The sequence below is a fragment of the Rhodoferax sp. SPJ21 genome (assembly GCF_058216335.1).
Window position 1 is genome coordinate 732,478 of the sequence record NZ_JBYZMO010000002.1, and the last position, 15,632, is coordinate 748,109.

General features: G+C 62.7%; 17 protein-coding genes. 10 read left to right on the plus strand and 7 right to left on the minus strand.

All coding sequences use genetic code 11. The annotated features are described in order from the left end of the window. Nucleotides 1-156: 156 nt before the first annotated feature. Nucleotides 157-750 (minus strand): ATP-dependent Clp protease proteolytic subunit, encoded by a 594-nt coding sequence (locus AC4BBN_RS11220; protein ID WP_490592069.1) that lies wholly within the window; start codon nt 748-750, stop codon nt 157-159. Between the two features lie 77 nt (nt 751-827). On the opposite strand from AC4BBN_RS11220, the gene AC4BBN_RS11225 reads away from it, so the two are divergent. Further along, nucleotides 828-1,607, plus strand: coding sequence for a sigma-70 family RNA polymerase sigma factor (locus AC4BBN_RS11225; protein ID WP_490592070.1), 780 nt, complete (start codon nt 828-830; stop codon nt 1,605-1,607). A gap of 92 nt (nt 1,608-1,699) precedes the next feature. Continuing rightward, a complete protein-coding gene (locus AC4BBN_RS11230) occupies nt 1,700-4,435 on the plus strand; it encodes an Hsp70 family protein (protein ID WP_490592071.1) in 2,736 nt (911 codons plus the stop codon). 155 nt (nt 4,436-4,590) lie between these two features. On the opposite strand, the gene AC4BBN_RS11235 is transcribed toward AC4BBN_RS11230, so the two are convergent. From AC4BBN_RS11235 to chvE, 3 genes are all read right to left on the minus strand, one after another. Further along, nucleotides 4,591-5,163 (minus strand): PEP-CTERM sorting domain-containing protein, encoded by a 573-nt coding sequence (locus AC4BBN_RS11235; RefSeq protein WP_490592072.1) that lies wholly within the window; start codon nt 5,161-5,163, stop codon nt 4,591-4,593. Nucleotides 5,164-5,188: 25 nt separating this feature from the next. Beyond that, nucleotides 5,189-6,565, minus strand: a complete 1,377-nt coding sequence (locus tag AC4BBN_RS11240) for an esterase-like activity of phytase family protein (RefSeq protein WP_490592073.1) — start codon at nt 6,563-6,565, stop codon at nt 5,189-5,191. A 102-nt stretch (nt 6,566-6,667) separates the two neighbouring features. Continuing rightward, entirely contained in the window at nt 6,668-7,747 is a 1,080-nt protein-coding gene (gene chvE, locus AC4BBN_RS11245) for a multiple monosaccharide ABC transporter substrate-binding protein (protein ID WP_490592074.1), read from the minus strand. A gap of 75 nt (nt 7,748-7,822) precedes the next feature. Here chvE and AC4BBN_RS11250 point away from each other — a divergent pair, with 75 nt between their 5' ends. Together AC4BBN_RS11250 and AC4BBN_RS11255 are read left to right on the plus strand one after the other, a co-directional pair. Next, nucleotides 7,823-8,404 carry a 3'-5' exonuclease gene (locus AC4BBN_RS11250; protein ID WP_490592075.1) on the plus strand — a complete coding sequence of 194 codons (582 nt, stop codon included), beginning with the start codon at nt 7,823-7,825 and terminating at the stop codon, nt 8,402-8,404. A 27-nt stretch (nt 8,405-8,431) separates the two neighbouring features. After that, nucleotides 8,432-9,004 (plus strand): restriction endonuclease, encoded by a 573-nt coding sequence (locus AC4BBN_RS11255; protein WP_490592076.1) that lies wholly within the window; start codon nt 8,432-8,434, stop codon nt 9,002-9,004. On the opposite strand, the gene lipB is transcribed toward AC4BBN_RS11255, so the two are convergent. The 3 genes from lipB to AC4BBN_RS11270 are packed head-to-tail and all read right to left on the minus strand — an operon-like array spanning nt 9,001 to nt 10,888. Next, nucleotides 9,001-9,627, minus strand: a complete 627-nt coding sequence (gene lipB / locus AC4BBN_RS11260) for a lipoyl(octanoyl) transferase LipB (RefSeq protein WP_490592858.1) — start codon at nt 9,625-9,627, stop codon at nt 9,001-9,003. The two genes, AC4BBN_RS11255 and lipB, sit on opposite strands and share 4 nt — an antisense overlap. A gap of 59 nt (nt 9,628-9,686) precedes the next feature. Next, complete coding sequence (locus tag AC4BBN_RS11265) at nt 9,687-9,992, minus strand: HP0495 family protein (RefSeq protein ID WP_490592077.1); 306 nt, start codon at nt 9,990-9,992, stop codon at nt 9,687-9,689. Nucleotides 9,993-9,997: 5 nt separating this feature from the next. Next, nucleotides 9,998-10,888, minus strand: coding sequence for a D-amino acid aminotransferase (locus AC4BBN_RS11270; protein WP_490592078.1), 891 nt, complete (start codon nt 10,886-10,888; stop codon nt 9,998-10,000). Nucleotides 10,889-11,247: 359 nt separating this feature from the next. Here AC4BBN_RS11270 and AC4BBN_RS11275 point away from each other — a divergent pair, with 359 nt between their 5' ends. The 6 genes from AC4BBN_RS11275 (at nt 11,248) to atpA (ending at nt 15,614) form a co-directional block, all read left to right on the plus strand. Beyond that, nucleotides 11,248-11,721 (plus strand): ATP synthase subunit I, encoded by a 474-nt coding sequence (locus AC4BBN_RS11275; protein ID WP_490592079.1) that lies wholly within the window; start codon nt 11,248-11,250, stop codon nt 11,719-11,721. Between the two features lie 13 nt (nt 11,722-11,734). After that, entirely contained in the window at nt 11,735-12,634 is a 900-nt protein-coding gene (atpB, locus tag AC4BBN_RS11280; RefSeq protein WP_490592080.1) for a F0F1 ATP synthase subunit A, read from the plus strand. A 51-nt stretch (nt 12,635-12,685) separates the two neighbouring features. Next, nucleotides 12,686-12,931 (plus strand): F0F1 ATP synthase subunit C, encoded by a 246-nt coding sequence (gene atpE, locus AC4BBN_RS11285; RefSeq protein WP_058721792.1) that lies wholly within the window; start codon nt 12,686-12,688, stop codon nt 12,929-12,931. A gap of 38 nt (nt 12,932-12,969) precedes the next feature. Continuing rightward, the gene (locus AC4BBN_RS11290; protein ID WP_490592081.1) at nt 12,970-13,440 is read left to right on the plus strand and encodes a F0F1 ATP synthase subunit B; all 471 of its coding nucleotides are present in this window, start codon (nt 12,970-12,972) and stop codon (nt 13,438-13,440) included. A 14-nt stretch (nt 13,441-13,454) separates the two neighbouring features. Further along, entirely contained in the window at nt 13,455-13,985 is a 531-nt protein-coding gene (locus AC4BBN_RS11295) for a F0F1 ATP synthase subunit delta (RefSeq protein ID WP_490592082.1), read from the plus strand. 75 nt (nt 13,986-14,060) lie between these two features. Beyond that, complete coding sequence (atpA, locus tag AC4BBN_RS11300; RefSeq protein WP_490592083.1) at nt 14,061-15,614, plus strand: F0F1 ATP synthase subunit alpha; 1,554 nt, start codon at nt 14,061-14,063, stop codon at nt 15,612-15,614. Nucleotides 15,615-15,632: the final 18 nt, after the last annotated feature.

Genomic DNA, 15,632 nt, shown 5'->3' on the forward strand with positions numbered 1-15,632 from the left:
GGCTCCACGCTGCGCGTTTCCGCCAACCCCCTTGCAGGGGGCGAACCCAGTGGCCCGGCAAAGCCGGTTCCACGGGTTCTTTGGCAGGGAATGTTCACGTTAAACAGGCTGCTGGCGCAGGTATTACCTGCGCCAGCAGCTATTAATTAGAGAGCATCACGCCTCTCTGAGCTCGGTCTTGCGCTCGATGATGCGCGACACCAGGCCGTACTCCACCGCTTCCTCGGCCGACAGCCAGCGGTCCCGCTCTATGTCCACCAGCACCTGCTCCAGCGGCTTGCCGGTTTCGCGGGCGATGGTGCGGGCGATGCGCTCGCGGGCCTTGACGATCTCACGGGCCTGGATGGCGATGTCGCTGGCCGGCCCGCCCGCGCCGCCGCTGGGTTGGTGGATCAGAAAGCGCGTGTTCGGCAGGCAGTAGCGCTTCTCAAGCGGCGCGGCTAGGAACAAATGGGTGGCGGCACTGCCAACCCAGCCGGTGCCGACCATATTCACCGGCGCGGCAATGAAGCGCAGCATGTCGTGGATGGCGTCGCCTGACTCCAGGTGTCCGCCCGGCGAGCTGACCAGTACGTCGATGGGCTCGGCGCTGTCGGCATCCAGTGCGATCAGCCGGCGCGTGATGTCGGCGGCCATCACGTCGGTGACGGTGCCGAAGACCAGCAGTGTGCGGGACTTGAAGGCTTTTTCCTCCAGGTAGGAGGTACGCGGCTCGGCCGTGGCGGTGTCTGGCTTGTCTGGGGTGTCCATGGGTTTCCTTGTGATTGAACTGCCTAGACGGATACGGCACGGCGTTTGTGACATGCCGCCTGTGGCATGCTGTGCCCATGTACGACGAACACCACTGGGTTCTGCTGGATTCCGACCGCCGCCGCCTGCTGCGCGCCGCCACCCGCTTGCTGGGCCCGGCGGAAGCCGAGGATGCGGTGCAAGACGCCTACCTGCGTGCGCTGGCGCCAGACGCACAGGCGCCCAATGTGGCCCAGGCCTGGCTGCTCACCGTGGTGCGCAACCTGGCCATAGACCGCCTGCGTCGCCGCGACTGGATGCAGCAATGGCTGGCCGGAATGGACGCCGACGCCGCCACATCCCCCTCGGCCGAGATGGACGCTGCCCTGGCCGAGGAAACCACCCACGCTTTGCGTCTGCTCGCGTCCCAGCTGGCGCCGGAAGACGGCGCGGCCTTGTTGCTGCACGAAGTCTTTGAGGCCGCCCATGCCGAGATTGCCGAGGCCAGCGGCCGGTCCGAAGCCGCCAGCCGGCAGCAGCTGCGCCGGGCGCTGCTGCGGCTGCGCCAAGCGGCTGGCCCCGAGGTCGATTCGGAGCCAGCGGCGGAGCAAGAGACCGTTTTCCGCCTCTACCTGCAATCCCTGCAGCTGCGCGATCCGCACACCCTGTGGGCGATGCTGCGCCGGCCGCCGATCAGCGCCTTGGCGGCTATGTCCACGCTGACGGTAGCAGCCACGACAGCATCGCCTGCGACCACCTGCGGCGTCGTGCAGATAGGTGGTCAACTCGGCCTGGTGCTCAGCCTGGACGGCGTCCGGCTGTGTGTGCTGCCGCTGGGCGTGCGGCCCGAGTGTGAGCCGGAAGCTGCGCTGCATTGAGAACCGCAGTCCGGGCTGGCCGTTGCCGTGGGCTGATTACACTTCAAGTATGAAAAATGCCTCCGCCGCAGATGTTGTTTGCGCAAGCAGCTATGGTTAATGTAGCAAGCAAGAAGCCGCGCTACACCGTTGGTATCGACCTGGGCACCACCCACACGGTGGTGGCGTTTGCCGAACGCGGGGCGGCGCAGATCCAGCTGTTCCCCATCGCCCAGCTGGTAGCGGCGGGCGAGGTGGCGGCGCTGCCGCAACTGGCTTCGGTGCGCTTCCATCCCGCGCCGGGCACGCTGGCGCCGGCCGATGTGCAACTGCCCTGGCCGTCTACCGAGTCGGCGGAATCTGCGGTATTGGGCCGCTTTGCGCTGGAGCTGGGCGCGCAGGTGCCCGGGCGCTTGGTGGCCAGCGCCAAGAGCTGGCTGTCGCACACGGCGGTGGACCGCACCGCGCCCATCCTGCCCTGGGGCGCACCGGACGACATTGCCAAGGTTTCGCCCCTGGCCGCCAGCGCCAGCACCCTGGCCCATGTGCGCGCCGCTTGGAACGCCCAGCACCCCCAAGCCCCGCTGGAGCAGCAGGAGCTGGTGCTGACCGTGCCCGCCTCCTTCGACGAAGGTGCGCGCGCACTCACGCTGGAGGCCGCGCGCCTGGCCGGTTTGCCTGGCGTCAGGCTGATCGAGGAACCCCAGGCCGCGTTTTACGACTGGGTCTACAGCCACCGCGACACCCTGGCCGAAGATTTGAAAACCACCCGCCGCGTGCTGGTTTGCGACGTGGGCGGCGGCACCACCGACCTGACGCTGATCGACGTGGACGTCGTCCACGGCGAACCCCGGCTGACCCGCACCGGCGTGGGCGACCACCTGGTGCTGGGCGGCGACAACATGGACCTGGCGCTGGCGCATTTGGTCGAGTCGCGCCTGGGCAGCGAGCGCCTGAGCGCCACCCAATTGGCCCAGCTGACCCAGCGCTGCCGCGCCGCCAAGGAGCTGCTGTGGAGCCCCGGCGCACCGGACAGCACCACGGTGACGCTGCTGGGCAGCGGCTCCCGACTCATAGGCGGCGCGCGTTCTGCCCCCCTGCACCGGGCGGATTTACAGCAGCTGTTGGTTGAAGGCTTCTTTCCGCAAGTTGCCGCTGACGCCCAGCCCCAGCGTGCCCATGGCGGACGTGGTGGCCTGGTAGCGTTTGGCCTGCCGTATGCGAGCGACGCGGCTATCACCCGGCATGTGGCGGCCTTCTTGCAGCGCCACCCCGGCGTGCGGCCGGATGCGCTGCTGCTGAACGGAGGGGTGTTCCATGCCGAGGCCCTGGTGCAGCGCCTGCATGACACCCTGAACAGCTGGAGCGCTCAGCCGCTGCAGCTGCTGCACAACCCGCAGCTGGACGCCGCCGTGGCGCGTGGTGCCGTGGCTTATGCGCTGGCCCGCGCGGGCAAGGCACCGCGCATTGGCGGGGGCTCGGCCCGCAGCTACTTCTTGGTGCTGGACGATGGCGACAATGGCGGCCTGACCAGCCAGCGTGGCATCTGCGTGCTGCCGCACGGCGCGGAGGAAGGCAAGCCCATCCTGCTGGCCGACCGCACGTTTGCGCTGCGCCTGGGGCGGCCGGTGCGCTTTTACCTGGCGTCTAGCGTCACCGATACCCGGCACCAGCCGGGCGAGCTGATCGACCTGTCCACCGGCCACTTCGTGCGCCTACCCCCGATCGCTACCGTGGTGCAGGGCAGCGCCCGCGAGGTGTTGGTGCAGCTGCGCACCGCGCTGACCGAGGTGGGCACGCTGGAGATGCATTGCATCGCCGTGGACGCCCCGGCCCAGCAGTGGCAGCTGGAATTCCAATTACGAGGTGATATACCTGAAGCCACTCAGGAGGCTCCGCCACACCCGCGCCTGGCGGACGCCAGCGCGGCCATAGACCGCGTCTACGGCGACCGCGCCCAGGGCGTGGACGCCAAGGAGGTGAAGCAGCTGCGCGCCCATCTAGAGCGCCTGCTGGGCAGCCGCGATAGCTGGGATACGCCGCTGCTGCGCACCCTGTTCGGCCAGCTGCTGGAGCGCGCCAAGCGCAGGCGCCGCACGGCCCAGCACGAGCGCCAGTGGTTCAACCTGACCGGCTATGCGCTGCGCCCCGGCTTCGGCCACCCGCTGGACGACTGGCGTGTGCAGCAGATGTGGGACTTGTTCGAGCCCGGCATCGCCCACAGCCACGAGCCACAGCAGTGGTCCGAATGGTGGACGCTGTGGCGCCGCGTGGCCGGCGGGCTGACGGCCGAGCAACAAGACATGGTCTATGAGGCCATCGCCTACTACCTGCAGCCCGTGGGCGGCCAAGACATTGAAGCGCCCGGCGGCCCGCCCATGTTGGCGCTGGACGAGATGCTGCGCATGGCGGCCTCGTTCGAGCGCCTAGCGGTTGCCCACAAGGTGCAGTTGGGCCAATGGCTGGTGCAGCGCCTGCAGAAACCCGGCGAGAACCCGCAAAGCTGGTGGGCGCTGGGCCGCATAGGCGCGCGCCAGCCGCTGTATGCCAGCTTGCACCACGTGGTGCCGCCCGAGGTGGCAGCGCAATGGCTGGAGGCCGTGCTGGCGCAAGACTGGTCAAAGGTGGAGCCGGCGGCCTTTGCCGCCACCCAGATCGCCCGCACCACTGGCGACCGCGCACGCGATGTGCCCGATGCCCTGCGCCAGCGCGTGGTAGACCGTTTGCTGGCCGTCCGTGCCGCACCCGCCTGGGTGGCCATGGTGCGCGAGGTGACGGTGCTGGACGAGGCCGATACCCGGCGCGTATTCGGCGAATCGCTGCCGGTGGGCTTGAAGCTGGTGGACTGAGGCTGCTATTTGTTTGATAGCTGCTTGCGCTGGTATTACCTGCGCTGCAGGCCTAAAACATTCGCAGATTTAAGACTGCAGAGTGAAATTTCCCGTTCGCCCTGAGCCTGTCGAAGGGCCTTTCGACAGGCTCAGGGCGAACGGTAGACGTAGCCTCAAGCCTGCTTGCTGCGGCGCTTGGCGACGGCACCCGCCGCCAGCAGGCCGGTGAACACCAGCGCCATGCTGCCGGGCTCGGGAATCTGGTTGGTGGCGCTGAAGTTGGACACCACAGTGCGGGCGCCGCCAAACAGGCTGTCCACCGACGTGGTTTCAAACCCGAAGGTGCTGCCAGCATTCACCAGCAGCGACAGGCTGCCGGACTGCGGGTCGAACAGCCCGTCGGTGCTGAGCTGGTGCAGCACGCCGTCCAGGATGTAGCCAAAGCTGTCGTTGCTGGAGCCGCCGTCGTCGGCGGTGCTGTAGTTCCAGTTGAAGCTCAGCAGGGTGTTCTGGTTGAACAGCAGGCTGTAGCTCAGCGTGGTCGGGTCCAGCGGCGCGCTGTTGAAGTCGCTGAAGTTGGACGAGTTCAGCGTCAAGGTGCTGCTGTTGGCCACGACGGTGCCGTTGCCGCCATTGCTGTTGGCCGTGGTCCAGTTGGCGGGGGCGGTGTTCAGCACGAAGTCGGCGTGGGCGGTGCCAGCCAGCCCGAGGGCCAGGGCGGAGATGGCGAGAAATTTGGAGTACATGGTGTGGGCCTAGGAAGATGGGGGCTTAGTTGGGCAAGATTTGGTTGACGAAACTGGAGCCGCCCAGGTCTGCGTCGTCGAAGGTGAAGACGAACCACTGGTTGGGGTTGGCCAGGCCGCCGGCGGTAACGGGCAGGAAGTCGTTGTCGTTGCCGATGTACAGGGTGTGCTTGACCGCGCGGTTCACCACCACGTCCTGGCCAAAGGCCATGCTTTCGAGCTTGGCGGGGATTTGGGTGTTCTTCAGGCCAGCGGCCTGTAGCTTGGCGGCGATGTCCAGGAACAGGGTCTTGGGCACGGCATAGGGCAGCAGGTTGGCTTCTCCGCTGAGCTGGCTGACGTCGGTGGCGCCGGCCAGGTCGATCTTGTAGACGCGCTTGACCACGGCTTTGCTGTCGTCGCCCAGGCCCTTGCCGTCGCGCTCCAGCACCAGGATTTCATGGCTGTTGAGGGCCAGGATTTCGCTGCTGTTATAGCCCTTGCCCATGTCGGCCAGGTAGTTGTCGTAGACGTACTGCTGGGTGGCACCGGAGGCGATGTTGATGCTCAGGATGCGGTTGGCGCGGCCGCCGTCGCCGCCGTCCTGGATCAGCGGGCTTTGCATGAAGCCGAACAGGGTGGTGCCGTCGGGCGAGATGGCCAGGCCTTCCATGCCCTTGTTGGCCACGCGGCCGCTGGTGTTGCCGCTGATTTCGGTGGCGCCGGAGGCGGCTTTTTTGGCGATGGCCAGGCTGGCCGGCAGGGTGATGGTGCGGCCACGGCCGCCGCTGGCGCGGTCAAACTGGTAGATGTAGGGGCCGTATTCGTCGGAGATGAACACCGAGCTGCCGCTGCGCGACAGGCGTATGCCTTCTGGGTCCAAGCGGGCGTCGGCCACGTCGGCCGAGGTGCTGGCGGCGGCAAAGTTGTCCGAGCGGCCCGAGAAGTAGAACTTGCCTGTGGTGTTGGCTGCTGGCACGGCCGAGTAGCCTGCGACGGGTTCGCCGTAATGCAGTGCGGTGCGGCTGTACAGCAGGGTGGTCCCCAGCAGGCTGGGGCTCAGGGTGAAGGGCAGGCCTGTGGTCGCGTCAGGCGTTTGGCTGAGTGCCAGGTTCAGGGTGTGGAAGCGGGGAATGTAGCTGGCGGTGTTGTCTACGCTGGCGTTCCAGGCGGTGGCGTTGGGGCCACGGTCGGGCAGGGCCAGGAAGGTGCTGCCGCCGGCCCAGGTGAGGCCGGAGCCCACGCCGCCCAGCAGGTCGCCGCGCACGCCGTTTTCCAGTGCACCGCTTTGGCCGGACAGGTCGCTGGCGGTCGCGGAGAGTTTGCCGATAGCCACCAGGTCGATGGCCTGGGCGGACATGGCTGTAAGGGCGCAGACCAGGGCTGCGGTTAGCAGGGAAATACGCGAGTGCGGGTAGCGCATGGGTGTCCTTGGTGCAAAAAGGACGCATCATGCGTACGCCGTGTGACGGTGTGGTGACGTTGTGCGCCGCTGCGCACCGCCGTCTAGGTTGTATACACGCCGTTAGCGGAACTGCTCGGGCTTGTAGAAACCGCTGTCCACCAGGGCGGCACGCCAGTTTTTCACATCCACCAGCAGCGGCTTGAGCAGCATGGCGGGCACGACTTTTTCACCGTTGTTGTAGGTCTTCTCGTCGTTGATGTTGGGCTTTTTGCCGGACAGGATGGCGTCTACCATGGTGGCGGTGACCTGGGCCAGTTCGCGCGTGTCCTTGAAGATGGTGGAGCTCTGCTCGCCCCGGATGATGGAGCGCACCGAGGGCAGTTCTCCATCCTGGCCGGTGGTGAAGGGCAGGGGCTGGCCCCCTTGCCCATAACCGGCTTTTTTCAATGCCTCGATCAGGTCGATGGTGATGCCGTCGTAGGGAGAGAGGATGGCGTCCAGGTGTTGTTTGGCGTAGTTGCGCTCCAGTATGCCGACCAGGCGGGCACGCGCCACGCTGCCGCTCCAGCGCATGGTGGACACCTTGTCCATGCCCATCTGGCCCGAACCCACTACCAGCTGGCCTTTGTCGATAAACGGCTTGAGCACCGACATGGCGCCGTTGTAGAAAAAGTGGGCGTTGTTGTCATCGGGCGAGCCGGCGAACAGTTCGATGCGGAAGGGGCCTTTGCCCTCGGCCAGGCCCAGCCGGTTGGCGATGTCGCTGCCCTGCAGCACGCCGACCTGGAAGTTGTCGAAGGTGGCGTAGTAGTCCACATGGTTGCTGCCGCGTATCAGCCGGTCGTAGGCGATGACCTTCACTTTTTTGTCAGCGGCCTTCTGCAGCACGGGCGCCAGCTTGGTGCCGTCAATGGCGCCGATCACCAGTACCGAGGCGCCTTTGGCGATCATGTCCTCAATCTGGGCGGTCTGGGCGGCCAGGTCGTCGTTGGCGTACTGCAAAATGGCGCGGTAGCCCAGCTTGTCCATAAAGCGGGTCATGGCCAGGCCTTCGATCACCCAGCGCAGCGAGGTGATGGTGGGCAGGGAGATGCCGATCACCCCTTTTTCCGCAGTTTGGGAAAAGACGCCCAAAGGCAGCAATCCGGGCAGCAATCCGCCCACCAAACCTCCTAACAGCTGTCTGCGCACAGATTGCATGGCTACTTGTCTCCAAATGTGTATTGTTCTGATTTGATCGTAGCAGACCGGCTGCTTCCCTCTTGGTACTAAAAAATGAAAAAAACCGCACCCACCAAAGCCGAAACCGGTGTGCTGCCGCCGTTCCAGGGCCTGCCGCTGGACCGCATTCTGGTGCCCCGCACCGAAGCCGAATTTGCGGCCGCCACGGCGCATATCCTGGCAGCCGGCGCCGTGGGTTTTGATACCGAAGCCAAGCCCACGTTTGCGCCGGGCGAGGTCAGCAGCGGGCCGCATGTGGTGCAGTTCGCGCTGCCAACGCAGGCTTTCTTGTTCCAGCTGCACCGGCCGGAATCGCTGCCCTGTCTGGTGCAGATACTGCAGTCGCCTGCGGTGCGCAAAGTGGGTTTCGGCCTGGAGCAGGACCGTGGGCAAATCCACGCCCGGCTGGGCGTGACGATGCAGGCCGTGTTGGACCTGAACAGCATTTTTCGCCAGCAGGGGTATGGCACCTCCATGGGAGTGCGCGCGGCGGTAGGCGTGGTGCTGCGCCAGCGTTTCCACAAGTCCAAAAAGACCACCACCTCGAACTGGGCCCAGCCCCAGCTGAGCCCGACGCAAATGCTGTATGCGGCCAACGATGCCTTTGCGGCACTGCGGGTGTACCAGGCCTTGTAGCCTCCAGCGACTCGTACACTCTTGGGCATGAAACTCAAAATGGCCAAGAACTCTCTTTTCGCAGTCTTGCTGCGCTCGCCGTGGTGGATCAGCATGCTGCTGGTGCTGGCTTTCGGCCTGGCGTCGGCGGCCCTGCTGCCCAAGGCGTATGTGCCTTTCGGTGTGATGGGCGCGCTGCCCTTCTTCGTGATCGGCCTGATGGCCTTGCAGCGTCAATGGAATGTGCCCAGTGCTGCCCGCGTGGCCGAGCTGCTGGAGCGTGCGGGCGCCATGCCCTGGCGCGACTTTGCCGACAGCCTGGACGCGGCCTACCGCGCCCAGGGCCATATGGTGACGCGGCTGAATGGGGCGGCAGCGGATTTGCAGCTGTCGAAAGACGGGAAAAGTACTTTGGTGGCCGCTAAGCGCTGGAAGGCTGCGAACCAGGGCGTGGAGTCGTTGCGCGATCTGGCGACGGAAAAAGAGCGGCGTGGTGCCGATGCCTGCATCTACATCAGCGCTGGCGAAGTGACAGGCAAGGCCCGCGCTTTTGCGCAGGAGCAGGGTATTCAGCTGGTGTCGGGTACCACGCTGGCGCAGTTGCTGCAAGACGCGGCTTAGGCCGGCAGGTAGCGGCCGAGCTTTTCACCCAGCACCAGGGCGGCATCCTGCCAGGGCACATGCACGTCCAGGCGGGCAAGGTCCACGGTTTGCAGCCCGGCGTAGCCGCAGGGGTTGATGCGCTGGAAGGGCTCCAGGTCCATGGCGACATTCAGCGCCACGCCGTGGTAAGTGCAGTGCCGGCTGACCTTGATGCCCAGTGCGGCGATCTTGCCCAGGTAATCGGGCCTGGTCTCCAGTTCCTTGGCTGCAAAGCCGGCTTCCAGACGCGCATGGCCAAACGGGTCTTGCAGCCGAACATAGATGCCCGGTGCGCCTGGTACACGCAGGCCAGTCACGCCGAAGTGCGCCAGGGTTTGCACCACGGCCTCTTCAATGCGAAACACATATTCCTTGACGAAGTAGCCGGCCCGCTTGAGGTCCAGCAGCGGGTAGCCGACTACCTGGCCTGGCCCGTGGTAGGTCACCTGGCCGCCACGGTTGGTTTGCACTACGGGGATGTCGCCAGGCAGCAGCAGGTGCTCGGCCTTGCCGGCCAGGCCTTGGGTGAACACCGGCGGGTGCTCACAAATCCATAGCTGGTCACGCGCATCCGGCGTGCGCTGGGCGGTGAAATCCTGCATGGCCTGGACGGTGGGCAGGTAGTCCACGCGGCCCAGTAGCTGACAGGGCAGAGAGGCGGTCACAAGACCATCTTCACCATGGGGTGGGTGCTCAGCGTGCGGTAGAGCTCGTCCAGCTGTTCGCGGCTGGTGGCCGTGATGGTGATGGTGATGCCCAGGTAGTTGCCGCCCTTGCTTTCGCGCAACTCAACCGTGCTGGCGTCATAACTGGGGTCGAACTGTTTGGCGATGCTGGTGATGGCGTGGACAAAGCCCTCTGCGCGCAGGCCCATGACCTTGATGGGGAACTGGGATGGGTATTCGATCAGCGAGTCCTTGCGTGGATCGGTGGGCTCGGCGGGCGTGTTGGTGGTCGGTGTGCTCATGGGGTTCAAAGGCTTTCTTTGGTGGCGACGTAGGCCGCATACAGTTTTTGGTAGACCGGCCCGGGCTGGCCGTTGCCAACCGGTCGGCCGTCCAGGCTGGTGATGGCCAGGACTTCCTTGGAGGCGCTGGACAGCAGCAGTTCGTCGGCGGTCCGCACCTCATCGCGGCTGATGCGGCGCAATTGGAATGGAATGCCCTGCGCCTGGCAGAGCTCTGCGATCAGGCCGTAGCGTATGCCTTCCAGCACCAGATTGTCGTTCGGCGGGCCGTAGACTGCGCCGTCCTTGATCAGCCATACATTGCTGGAGGCGGCCTCGCTCAGAAAGCCGTCGCGGAACATCACGGTTTCTACCGCACCCGCGTCTACGCCAATCTGCCGGGCAAACACCGCGCCCAGCAGGCTGGTGCTTTTGATGTGGGCCTTTTCCCAGCGGAAGTCGTCGGCCGTGACGCACATCACGCCCAGGCGGCGCTGTGCTTCGGAAGGCAGGTTCATGGTGTTGGCCATGGCGAAGACCGTGGGCTGCATATCGGCCAGCATGGCGTGGTCTCGCATGGCGACACCACGGCTTACCTGGATGTACACCAGTTGGTTGTTATGTGAGGCTTTTGTGCCGTCGGTGCTGGTATGTTCTGCGCGAGATGCTATTAATTTAGAAGCAATCGCATGCCAGGCCTCGTGCGTGTGCGGATTGGGGATGCGCAGCTCGGCCAGGCTGCGGTCCAGCCGCGCCATGTGCTGTTCAAAGCGAAACAGGCGGCCGCCGTAGACCGGCACGACCTCGTAGACACCATCGCCGAAGATGAAGCCACGGTCCATGACGCTGATCTTGGCGTCGCACAACGGTGTGTAGTTGCCGTTGAGGTAGCAGGGAAAGTCGGGCAGGGAATGCATGGCGGGAAAGGAGAAGCTAAGTTCGTTATTTTGGACCGTTCTTGCGAGCAGACCGCGCCCGGGTTTCGTCAACCATGGGTATGAGATCTGCGGTAGCGGACAAGTGCCTGTCGAAGAGGCCGGAGGGATTCAGGGGCTAATGGGTTTGGTGTGCACCGAATAAGGGCACAATCTGCCCCCGGCGGGTGCGTGTAAGCGTGACGCCAGCTGTGACGGGTACCATATGTGTAAAGCTTGCGTAAAACAGGCCATTTCTCACGCTCTGTCATTGTCATTTGATAGCCAGCAGTTTCTACATATAATAGTAGGCTTTGCTAAATTGTTCAGGGTAAACCTGGGTGTCATAAAACAGGTGAACAATGACCTTTGACCAAGAAGATGGGGAGCAAGGCGAAGGTTTCAAGCCCCTGACGGCAGCCGAGGCGCAACAGTGGCGCAGGCAGAATCCGCCGCTGTCGATGTGGCGGGTGCTGATGGGGCAAAGTCTGGCAGGTTGTCTGGTTGCAGTAGTGGCCTGGCTCCTGACGGGCAAGTCCAGCATGGGGTGGTCAGCCGCTTATGGCGCACTTTCAGTGGTGTTGCCTGCGGCAGTTTTTGCGCGCGGCGTCACGGGGCGTTTGGCGCAGGCTGTGCCGGGTGCTGCGATGCTGGGTTTTTTTGTGTGGGAATTGGTGAAGATCATTTTGACCGTCGCGATGTTGTTTGCGGCGCCGAAGTGGGTCACAGAGTTAAATTGGTTGGCCCTGGTGGCCGGCTTTGTAGTGACGATGAAGGTGGTTTGGTTGGCGCTTATGTTCCGCTCCAAACGCCCACATCCGGCTCAACATAATTGATGGACTGCTAAATATGTCGACTGAACACGCTGCTACAGAAGGCCCGAAGGCGGGCGAATACATCGTTCACCATTTGCAGCATTTGCAAAGAGACTTTTCGTTTCAGAGCGTCAAGCAAAGCCACATCGTGGATTTCAGCTTGTTCAATCTAGACTCGGTGCTGTATTCGATCATTCTCGGTATCGTCGGCTGCTTCTTTTTGTGGCGTGCGGCGCGCAAGGCTACGTCGGGTGTCCCTGGCCGCTTCCAGGCGGCGGTAGAAATTCTTTCGGAAATGGTCGACACGCAGGCCAAGGGCGTAATTCATAACGCGACAAGCCGCAAGCTGGTGGCTCCTCTGGCGCTGACTGTTTTTGTCTGGATCTTCATGATGAACGGCATGGACATGCTGCCGGTCGACTTGCTGCCCAAGCTGTGGGAGCACGCTTATGTGTCCGCTGGTAATGATGCGCACCATGCTTTCATGCGAGTGGTCCCCACGGCCGATTTGTCCACCACGCTGGGTCTGTCGGTTAGCGTTTTGTTTGTTTGCTTGGTCTACAACATCAAGATCAAGGGCCTGGGCGGCTGGGCGCACGAGTTGGTCGCAGCGCCATTCGGCGACCACTGGTTCCTGTACCCCATCAACTTGCTGATGCAAGTGATCGAGTACCTGGCAAAAACGGTTTCGCACGGCATGCGGTTGTTCGGCAACATGTTCGCTGGTGAATTGGTATTCATGTTGATCGCCCTGATGGGCGGCACGTGGGCCTGGCAGTTCAACCCCCTGGTGGGCGGGTTCTGGCTAGGTGTTGGGCATGTTATCGCTGGAGCAGCGTGGAGCATCTTCCACATTCTGGTGATCACCTTGCAAGCCTTCATCTTTATGATGCTGACGCTGATTTACGTGGGCCAGTCCCATGAGGCGCACTAAGGTTCGTTTTCGCTTTTCTTTTTCTTTTACCTGTAATTTTTAGGAGCAATCATGGAAAACATTCTGGGTCTCGTCGCTTTGGCTTGTGGTTTGATCGTTGGTCTGGGCGCACTGGGTGCCTCCATCGGTATCGCTTTGATGGGCGGCAAGTTCCTTGAGTCTTCGGCTCGCCAACCTGAGCTGATGAACGAATTGCAAACCAAGATGTTCATCTTGGCCGGTCTGATCGACGCGGCTTTCCTGATCGGCGTGGCTATTGCCCTGCTGTTCGCTTTCGCTAAGCCTTTCGCGATTTAATTTTTGGCCGACCTTTCACGACCGAAAGGAATTAAGCCGTGAACATTAATTCAACCCTGTTCCTGCAGGCCGTTGTCTTTGCGATTCTGGTGTGGTTCACGATGAAATTCGTGTGGCCTCCCATTACCAAGGCATTGGACGAGCGGGCACAGAAAATCTCTGACGGTCTTGCCGCCGCCGATAAAGCCAAGTCTGAACTTACCAGCGCCAACAAGCGCGTGGAAGAAGAATTGGCCAAGTCGCGTACCGAGACCGCATCGCGCCTGGCTGATGCCGACCGCCGTGCCCAGACCATCATCGAAGAAGCCAAAGCCCGTGCAACGGAAGAAGGCAACAAGATCGTGGCCGCAGCTCGTGCCGAAGCCGACCAGCAAACCGTGAAGGCCCGTGAAGCACTGCGTGAGCAGGTCGCCGCACTGGCAGTCAAGGGTGCCGAGCAGATTCTCCGCAAGGAAGTCAATGCCGGTGTCCACGCGGACTTGCTGAACCGACTCCAAACTGAACTCTGAGCGACAGAACGACCATGGCTGAAATAGCAACCATTGCCCGTCCTTACGCAGAAGCACTGTTCAAGGCAAGCGCCTCCAACTTGGCCGGTACGGCTGTGTGGCTGGATGAATTGGCTGCGATTGCAGGCAATTCTCAGCTGCTGCAGTTTGCCGACAATCCCAAGGTGGAAGCCGCCCAGGTGTTCGAAGTGATTGCTGGTGTGGCCAAGTCGGCCTTGCCAGAAGCTGCCAAGAACTTTCTGCAGCTGGTCATTGAAAACGGCCGCTTGAGCGTGCTGCCCGAGATTGCTACCCAGTTCCGCGCATTGAAAAATGCGGTGGGCGGCTCTTCCGATGCAACGGTCTTTAGTGCCTTTGCGATGGATGCAGCGGCTTTGGCGGGCGTGGCTTCAGCCTTGGAAAAGCGTTTTGGACGGAAGCTCAATCTCACCGTAGCGTTAGAGCCGGAGTTGATTGGCGGAATTCGCGTCGTGGTGGGTGACGAGGTGCTGGACACTTCGATCAAAGCCCGCCTGGAACATATGAAATTGGCCCTGACCGCCTAAGGTTGGAGCCAGCGTTTTCGGCCAGAGCCCGTGGCTCCGGTTGTTTGCTAACCAAAGAAAGAGAAGGAAAGAGTCATGCAACTCAATCCCGCAGAAATTTCTGAACTGATCAAGAGCCGTATCGAAGGCTTGACGGCTCAGGCTGACATCCGCAACCAGGGCACCGTGGTGTCCGTGACCGACGGTATTTGCCGCATCCATGGTTTGTCCGACGTGATGCAAGGCGAAATGTTGGAGTTCCCTGCCGGCAGCGACGGTCAACCCACCTACGGCCTGGCCTTGAATCTGGAGCGCGACTCGGTCGGTTCCGTGATCTTGGGTGAATACGAACACATTTCCGAAGGCGACGTCGTCAAGTGCACGGGTCGTATTTTGGAAGTGCCCGTCGGCCCTGAGTTGCTGGGTCGCGTGGTGAATGCACTGGGCCAGCCTATCGACGGCAAGGGTCCTATCAACGCCAAGCTCACCGACGTGATCGAAAAGGTCGCACCGGGCGTGATCGCCCGTAAGTCGGTGGACCAGCCCATGCAGACTGGCCTGAAGTCGATTGACTCCATGGTGCCTGTGGGTCGTGGCCAACGCGAACTGATCATTGGTGACCGCCAGACGGGTAAGACCGCCGTGGCTATCGACGCCATCATCAACCAAAAGGGACAGAACATGTCCTGCGTTTACGTCGCGATTGGTCAAAAGGCCTCATCGATCAAGAACGTGGTGCGCGCTCTGGAACAAGCTGGCGCGATGGAGTACACCATTGTGGTGGCGGCTTCGGCTTCTGAGTCGGCTGCTATGCAGTACGTCAGCGCCTACTCCGGTTGCACCATGGGTGAATACTTCCGTGACCGCGGCCAAGACGCACTGATCGTGTACGACGATCTGTCCAAGCAAGCCGTGGCTTACCGCCAAGTGTCCCTGCTGTTGCGCCGTCCACCAGGCCGCGAAGCCTACCCAGGCGACGTGTTCTACCTGCACAGCCGCTTGCTGGAACGTGCCGCCCGCGTGAATGCCGACTACGTCGAAGCCTTCACCAAGGGTGAAGTCAAGGGCAAGACCGGTTCTTTGACGGCTCTGCCCATCATTGAAACGCAAGCCGGTGACGTGTCTGCATTCGTGCCGACCAACGTGATCTCGATTACCGACGGCCAGATCTTCCTGGAAACCTCGTTGTTCAACGCCGGCATCCGTCCCGCGATCAACGCTGGTATTTCGGTGTCTCGCGTGGGTAGCGCAGCGCAAACCAAGATCATCAAGGGCCAGTCCGGCGGTATCCGTACCGACTTGGCGCAGTATCGTGAATTGGCGGCTTTCGCCCAGTTCGCTTCTGACCTGGATGAGTCCACCCGCAAGCAGCTGGACCGCGGTGCCCGCGTGACCGAACTGCTCAAGCAAGCCCAGTACAGCCCGCTGTCCATCTCCTTGATGGGCGCCACGCTGTTCGCGGTGAACAAGGGCTTCATGGACGATATCGCGGTAAAGAAGGTGTTGGCATTTGAGCATGGCCTGCACGGCTACCTCAAAGACAAACACGCTGCCTTGCTGGCCAAGGTTGAAGCTTCCAAAGCGCTGGACAAGGAAGCTGAGGCTGAATTGCTCGCCGCTGTGGCAGCGTTCAAAAAGACGTTCGCTTAATTCCAAACTAGGAGCCAC

Coding starts and splice junctions, on each gene's coding strand:
- AC4BBN_RS11220 (WP_490592069.1), bottom strand. CDS start 750: ATGGACACCCCAGACAAGCCAGACACCGCCACGGCCGAGCCGCGTACC.
- AC4BBN_RS11225 (WP_490592070.1), top strand. CDS start 828: ATGTACGACGAACACCACTGGGTTCTGCTGGATTCCGACCGCCGCCGC.
- AC4BBN_RS11230 (WP_490592071.1), top strand. CDS start 1,700: ATGGTTAATGTAGCAAGCAAGAAGCCGCGCTACACCGTTGGTATCGAC.
- AC4BBN_RS11235 (WP_490592072.1), bottom strand. CDS start 5,163: ATGTACTCCAAATTTCTCGCCATCTCCGCCCTGGCCCTCGGGCTGGCT.
- AC4BBN_RS11240 (WP_490592073.1), bottom strand. CDS start 6,565: ATGCGCTACCCGCACTCGCGTATTTCCCTGCTAACCGCAGCCCTGGTC.
- chvE (WP_490592074.1), bottom strand. CDS start 7,747: ATGCAATCTGTGCGCAGACAGCTGTTAGGAGGTTTGGTGGGCGGATTG.
- AC4BBN_RS11250 (WP_490592075.1), top strand. CDS start 7,823: ATGAAAAAAACCGCACCCACCAAAGCCGAAACCGGTGTGCTGCCGCCG.
- AC4BBN_RS11255 (WP_490592076.1), top strand. CDS start 8,432: ATGAAACTCAAAATGGCCAAGAACTCTCTTTTCGCAGTCTTGCTGCGC.
- lipB (WP_490592858.1), bottom strand. CDS start 9,627: ATGCAGGATTTCACCGCCCAGCGCACGCCGGATGCGCGTGACCAGCTA.
- AC4BBN_RS11265 (WP_490592077.1), bottom strand. CDS start 9,992: ATGAGCACACCGACCACCAACACGCCCGCCGAGCCCACCGATCCACGC.
- AC4BBN_RS11270 (WP_490592078.1), bottom strand. CDS start 10,888: ATGCATTCCCTGCCCGACTTTCCCTGCTACCTCAACGGCAACTACACA.
- AC4BBN_RS11275 (WP_490592079.1), top strand. CDS start 11,248: ATGACCTTTGACCAAGAAGATGGGGAGCAAGGCGAAGGTTTCAAGCCC.
- atpB (WP_490592080.1), top strand. CDS start 11,735: ATGTCGACTGAACACGCTGCTACAGAAGGCCCGAAGGCGGGCGAATAC.
- atpE (WP_058721792.1), top strand. CDS start 12,686: ATGGAAAACATTCTGGGTCTCGTCGCTTTGGCTTGTGGTTTGATCGTT.
- AC4BBN_RS11295 (WP_490592082.1), top strand. CDS start 13,455: ATGGCTGAAATAGCAACCATTGCCCGTCCTTACGCAGAAGCACTGTTC.
- atpA (WP_490592083.1), top strand. CDS start 14,061: ATGCAACTCAATCCCGCAGAAATTTCTGAACTGATCAAGAGCCGTATC.